Raw genomic sequence first — 5,303 nt, 5'->3', positions numbered from 1 at the left:
CTAAATTATAAGGGTACAGAGACATTACTTTTCTTCTTTATCACCTGATTTTTTCTCCTCTTCTTCTTCCTTTTCTTTTGGCTTCTCTTTCAAATCTTTAAGTCTTTGTTCTTTTATATTTAGGCTGTCGATCACTCCTTCATACACTTTCTCTAATTCCATAGGATTGTCGTAATAATAAGCCAAGCTCTTTTTGTATTGTTCTCGATCAACCGCAAATTTTTCAAATATTTTCTGCTCATATTTTTCAAATATGGCTAAAGAAGAATCTCGTTTAACATTAAGCGCACTGATCTTACCTTCACCTAAATAGACTTCTAAGAGTATTGAGACCATTTGCTCATCTTTGAGCACCTCTTCTGGCCTCTCCTTTCCACAACTCAACAGAAAAACAAAACATATAAGATAAACGCTCGTTTTGAATAGTGCTTTGACTGTCATTTTTTTAATAACGCTTTAATAATTAGAATTGCCTTCGATTAAGATCATTTTATAAGCAAAGTAATATTATCGAAATTTGCAGTGTTTAACTAGCTAAAACCAGGCCAATGAAAGATCTCCTAAAAAAGCTACGAAAGTACGAAATACAAATAAGAAAGGCTATTAACAGCCAGATGCAGGGAGATTTTCATTCTATTTTCAAAGGATCCGGACTTGAGTATGATGATGTACGCTCCTACCAGTATGGCGATGACATAAGAACCATTGATTGGAATGTGAGTGCAAAAGGTCATGGTACTTTCGTAAAAACCTTTAAAGAAGAAAAAGAGCAAACGATATTTTTCATTTTGGATGTGAGCGCCTCACAGGATATTGGCAGCACAGGCAAGCAAAAACTAGATATAGCCAAAGAAATATGTGGCGTGCTGTCTCTTTCTGCGGCCAAAGAAGGAAGTCAGGTAGGGCTCATCTGTTTTTCAGACCAAAAGGAGAAATATGTAAAGCCGGCCAAAGGTCCTAAACAGGCTTATGAAATTATTCATAGCTTGGTGCACCTTAAACCACAGTCTGCCAAGACTGACCTGAGCAAGGCTACTCTATTCAGCTTAAATACGATCCGTAGACGCAGCGTAATGGTTTTCATTTCAGATTTTATTGACGAAAACTACTTTCATAACCTTAAAGGGATGGCCAAAAAGCATGACCTTGTCATGATACGAATTACAGACAAGCGTGAAACAAACCTGCCTAAACTCGGAATTGTGCCTGTTTTTGAAAAAGAAAATAATAAAACTCTTTGGGTAAATACCTCGTTTGGTAATTTCAGGTCAAAAATTAGAAGTAACTATCAGCAAAATCAGGAAGAACTCGCTAATTTCGCCAAAAAGCACCAAATCAATTTTATAAGTATAGATACAGAACAAGACTACGTGCCCCAATTACTTAAACTATTTAAAATTAGAAACAAGACGTTGAAGAGCAGTAAATAGAATGAGGTATTTAGTTGTATTTTTTCTTCTTATTTCATTTATCGGTCGCGCGCAAGAAATTAAGCCTAAAGGCCAATTTCTGGCTGATTCTATCAAAATTGGTGAACCCGTAGGTTTTTCCTTAAGCCTAAAGTATCCTCGAGAGTTAGATGTCGTTTTTCCTGACTCACTCTATGATTTTGCACCTTATGAGCTAGAAAATAAGGTATATTTCGAGACAAAATCTGATAGCACTTATAGCTACGATAGCGCTGTTTATTACATCTCATCTTTCGAAATTGATAGCGTACAATATTTGCAACTACCCATTTTTGTGTTGCAGTACAAGGACAGCACCACCATACTTACTGATACTGATTCGGTGATTTTAAAGCACCTTGTTGAAGAGGTGCCTGACTCTGTATCGGCAGAAGCAGCCCCATTGATTGAAAATACCAATTATATTAACGTACCTCTGGAATTTAACTATCCGTACCTCATCATTGGAGCTGTTATACTTGTCCTGGCTTTGGTAATTGTTTACGTGATTTTTGGTGGAAAAATTAAAACCGCCTTTAAGTTGAGAAAACTGCGCAAAAAACATGAACAGTTTATCAATCGACTCGACCAGCTGATTAAAAAGCAAAATGGAACATCCCAAAAGCTTGCAGAAAACATACTTATACACTGGAAAAAATATATAGAAAGCTTAGAAAATAAGCCATTTACAAAGCTCACTACCAAGGAAATAATTATAAAATACAATCCTGAATCTATTGTAAATAACCTTAAAAGCGTAGATCGTGCCATTTACTCACCAGTGTTGGAGCAAAATATTGAAGAGCACTATCAAGGATTGAAAAACTATGCAATTGAGAGGTACAATAATAAAATCGAGGAGGTGAAACATGGATGAGCAACTCAATTTTGATATGCCCTGGTACTCTCTTGAGTGGTTTTACCCATCAACATTCAATAATTTCACCTGGGAGTCTAGCCTCGTGCTATGGGGTTTAGTTATTATTCCTTTATTTATAATTCTTAGATGGATATTTAAATATTCCCTCAATCAAAAGCTGCCCATCGCATTGACAAAAAGTCAGGTTTCTTCTAACCCAACAAACCTGATACGCCTTTTTCCTGATATTTTATTGGCGATTATTTTCGCCTTATTGGTAATAGCTCTTGCTAGGCCACAAAAGACCAATCAAAAAGTGATTCAATTCACTGAAGGTATTGACATCATGCTCACAATCGATATTTCACAATCGATGCAAATTGAGGATTTCAAACCTAATCGACTTGAAGCAGCAAAAGAAGTAGCCAACAACTTTATTGATGGTCGATTTCAAGATAGAATAGGTATGGTCATTTTTTCAGGTGATGCCTACTCTCTATCTCCTCTCACCACTGACTATGAGCTACTTAAATCATACATCGAAGATATTAATTTCGAAATGATCGAAAATAGAGGCACCGCCATAGGAAGTGCGATTGCTGTATCTACCAATCGAATGAGAGAGTCGGATTCAAACTCGAAGGTGTTGATTTTATTGAGTGATGGAGACAATACAGCAGGTAATATCGACCCAATTACCGCGGCAAAATTAGCGGCTGCTTACGGCATTAAAATATATACGATTGCCATTGGCAAAGAAGGAAAGGTGCCATTTGGCAAAGACTTTTTTGGTAGGCCAAGAATGGTTGAGAACACTATGGATGAAACCACGCTAAGAGAAATTGCTAAAATAGGCGAAGGTGATTTTTTTAGGGTGTCCGATAATCAAGCACTTGAAAGAGTTTTCGGGCTTATAGACCAATATGAGAAAGCAGAGATAAAAGAAACACGGTATAAAGACACTACAGACTTTTATAGGTATTACCTCATGTGGGCCGCCTGCTTTTTTCTACTTTGGTTATTTTTGAAGTCTACATTCATAAGCAACGTACTGCAAGATTAGATTGAGGCCTTCTACTTTAAAAGAAATCAAAAGCTAATAATCTCAACCCAAACAAACAGAGGGCAGTGCCTACTACAATATTTAGTATTTTAAATAACCTTGGAGTAAAAAACGATCTTAGCTTTCCTGCTAAATAGGCTTTTAAAAGATCTGTCAGTAAAACCACGACAATAATTACTGCAAAAAATAAGGCCAGATCAAAGCCTGTGTAATTGTATTCCGCGGTTGCCAGTCCCATGGCTCCTACCCAGAATAATAATACAAATGGGCTCAATCCGTTAATAATAAATCCTTTAATAACGTATCTAAAAAAACCTTTAGCTTCAATTGATTTGGCAGAGAGGTTCACGACTTTCCTAGATCTAAAAAAACTAGCTAAACCAAACCCGATTAAGATTGCTCCTCCTAGATAAGCTACGCTAGCATCGTAGCCTGAGCTTTTCAAAAATTTAGATATTCCAAAGTAGGCTAATACGATATAACTTATATCACTTAGAGCGATTCCGACAGCTACCAATATCGCTTTGGAAAACCCTTTTTCAATGCTTGTTTGTATTAAAGTAAAAAAAACTGGGCCAATTAAAATAGCGAGCAGTAACCCAAAAAGTACACCATTAACAACAACCATAAGCTAGGCTTGATTAACGAATTGCTCCCAATCATCAAGCTGATTTTTTTTCATTACCCTCGGAAATTTATTCTGACCTCCTACTTTTCCCTTAGATTCCATATAATCATAGAATTTGCTCACAGGTAATATATCTACTATAATATCTTTAAGAGCAGCACTTCGCTCAACGGCATAGTCATCATTTAGCGCCTTAAGGTGACTGTCCAACTTAGCTTTCACTTCCTCTTTATTTACGTCCCCGTCAGTACCCAGGTACCAGTGATGAGCGAATAAAGACCCGTGAGGTATGCCTGCTACAGTAAATTCAGGTATATCAAGACCAAAATCATCGGCCACAAGTTGAACAGCTTTATTCATATTGTCAACGGACAAATGCTCCCCACATAAACTGAGAAAATGCTTAGTTCTACCCGTGATTACTATTTCACTATCTTCTTTAGAAGTTATTTTTATGACATCACCGATTATATAACGCCAGGCGCCCGCGCAAGAAGACATAATTAAGGCATATTCTTTATCCTCTTCGACCTCATCGATCGTTAAGGTCTCTGCCGAAGGTTTGATATCACCATTTTCATCAAAGTTTTCTTCAACAAAAGGCACAAACTCGTAAAAAATACCATTATTCAATACCAGCTTCATTGACCTGTGATCAGGTTTGGCCTGAAAAGCAACGAAACCTTCTGAAGCTAAGTAGGTCTCTATGTAGTAAATTTTTCTGCCTAATAATCTCTCAAAACCTTTTCGATATGGATCGAATGAAACACCACCATGTACGTATACAGACAATTTTGGCCATATTTCATGAATATTATCAACCTTATGGTAAGCGATTATTTTTTCCATAAGTATTTGGATCCATGCCGGTACCCCTACGATAATATTGATATTCCATTCGGGTGCTTTCCGGCATATTTCATTGAGTTTCTCATCCCAATCGCGCTTTTTCGCAATCTTACGACCAGGCTTATAAAAATGCTGAAACCAGAAAGGTAACTGGGCAGCCTGTATACCACTTAAATCGCCCTCGAAATAACTTCCTCTATTGTTCAAATGTGTACTCCCCCCTAACATCAAAATACCACCCTCAAACACCTCTGCCGGTAAATCATACTTAGACAATGTGAGTATTTGCCTTATGCTTGTTTTCTGAATAGCCCGCTTCATTTCACGTGTGATAGGAATATACTTGGAAGCCGCTTCGGATGTACCTGAGCTTAAAGCAAAATACTTGAGCCTTCCGGGCCAGCACACGTCTTTTCTTCCTTCCTGAGCCTGATGCCACCACTCATTGTAGATTTT

The 5,303-nt window shown here is 37.3% G+C and carries 6 protein-coding genes; 3 read left to right on the top strand and 3 right to left on the bottom strand.

Translation table 11 applies throughout. The annotated features are described in order from the left end of the window. Window positions 1-24: 24 nt before the first annotated feature. Window positions 25-441, bottom strand: a complete 417-nt coding sequence (locus tag E1176_RS06770) for a DUF4296 domain-containing protein (RefSeq protein ID WP_155209845.1) — start codon at window positions 439-441, stop codon at window positions 25-27. Between the two features lie 107 nt (window positions 442-548). Here E1176_RS06770 and E1176_RS06765 point away from each other — a divergent pair, with 107 nt between their 5' ends. Genes E1176_RS06765 through E1176_RS06755 form a run of 3 tightly spaced genes read left to right on the top strand, consistent with a single transcriptional unit; the run spans window position 549 to window position 3,370 of the window. Beyond that, window positions 549-1,430, top strand: coding sequence for a DUF58 domain-containing protein (locus tag E1176_RS06765; RefSeq protein ID WP_155209844.1), 882 nt, complete (start codon window positions 549-551; stop codon window positions 1,428-1,430). 1 nt (window position 1,431) lies between these two features. Beyond that, window positions 1,432-2,325: a hypothetical protein gene (locus E1176_RS06760; protein WP_155209843.1), complete on the top strand. Its 894-nt coding sequence runs from the start codon at window positions 1,432-1,434 to the stop codon at window positions 2,323-2,325. Next, a complete protein-coding gene (locus E1176_RS06755) occupies window positions 2,318-3,370 on the top strand; it encodes a vWA domain-containing protein (protein ID WP_246205956.1) in 1,053 nt (350 codons plus the stop codon). The genes E1176_RS06760 and E1176_RS06755 overlap by 8 nt, the downstream gene beginning before the upstream one ends. A gap of 16 nt (window positions 3,371-3,386) precedes the next feature. Here E1176_RS06755 and E1176_RS06750 read toward each other — a convergent pair whose 3' ends face one another. Next, window positions 3,387-3,998: a LysE family translocator gene (locus E1176_RS06750; protein WP_155209842.1), complete on the bottom strand. Its 612-nt coding sequence runs from the start codon at window positions 3,996-3,998 to the stop codon at window positions 3,387-3,389. A gap of 3 nt (window positions 3,999-4,001) precedes the next feature. Beyond that, window positions 4,002-5,303, bottom strand: a 1,302-nt coding sequence (locus tag E1176_RS06745; protein ID WP_155209841.1) for a GH3 family acyl-acid amido synthetase, incomplete at its 5' end; no start/stop codon positions are given.

It is taken from the genome of Fulvivirga aurantia (assembly GCF_009711475.1).
Classification (GTDB): Bacteria; Bacteroidota; Bacteroidia; order Cytophagales; family Cyclobacteriaceae; genus Fulvivirga; species Fulvivirga aurantia.
Note: the sequence above shows the minus strand (reverse complement) of the source record. Positions and strands in the feature narration are given on the sequence as shown.

What these genes read in the sequence shown, in the direction of transcription:
- E1176_RS06770 (WP_155209845.1), bottom strand. Translation starts at nt 441, where the DNA reads ATGACAGTCAAAGCACTATTCAAAACGAGCGTTTATCTTATATGTTTT.
- E1176_RS06765 (WP_155209844.1), top strand. Translation starts at nt 549, where the DNA reads ATGAAAGATCTCCTAAAAAAGCTACGAAAGTACGAAATACAAATAAGA.
- E1176_RS06760 (WP_155209843.1), top strand. Translation starts at nt 1,432, where the DNA reads ATGAGGTATTTAGTTGTATTTTTTCTTCTTATTTCATTTATCGGTCGC.
- E1176_RS06755 (WP_246205956.1), top strand. Translation starts at nt 2,318, where the DNA reads ATGGATGAGCAACTCAATTTTGATATGCCCTGGTACTCTCTTGAGTGG.
- E1176_RS06750 (WP_155209842.1), bottom strand. Translation starts at nt 3,998, where the DNA reads ATGGTTGTTGTTAATGGTGTACTTTTTGGGTTACTGCTCGCTATTTTA.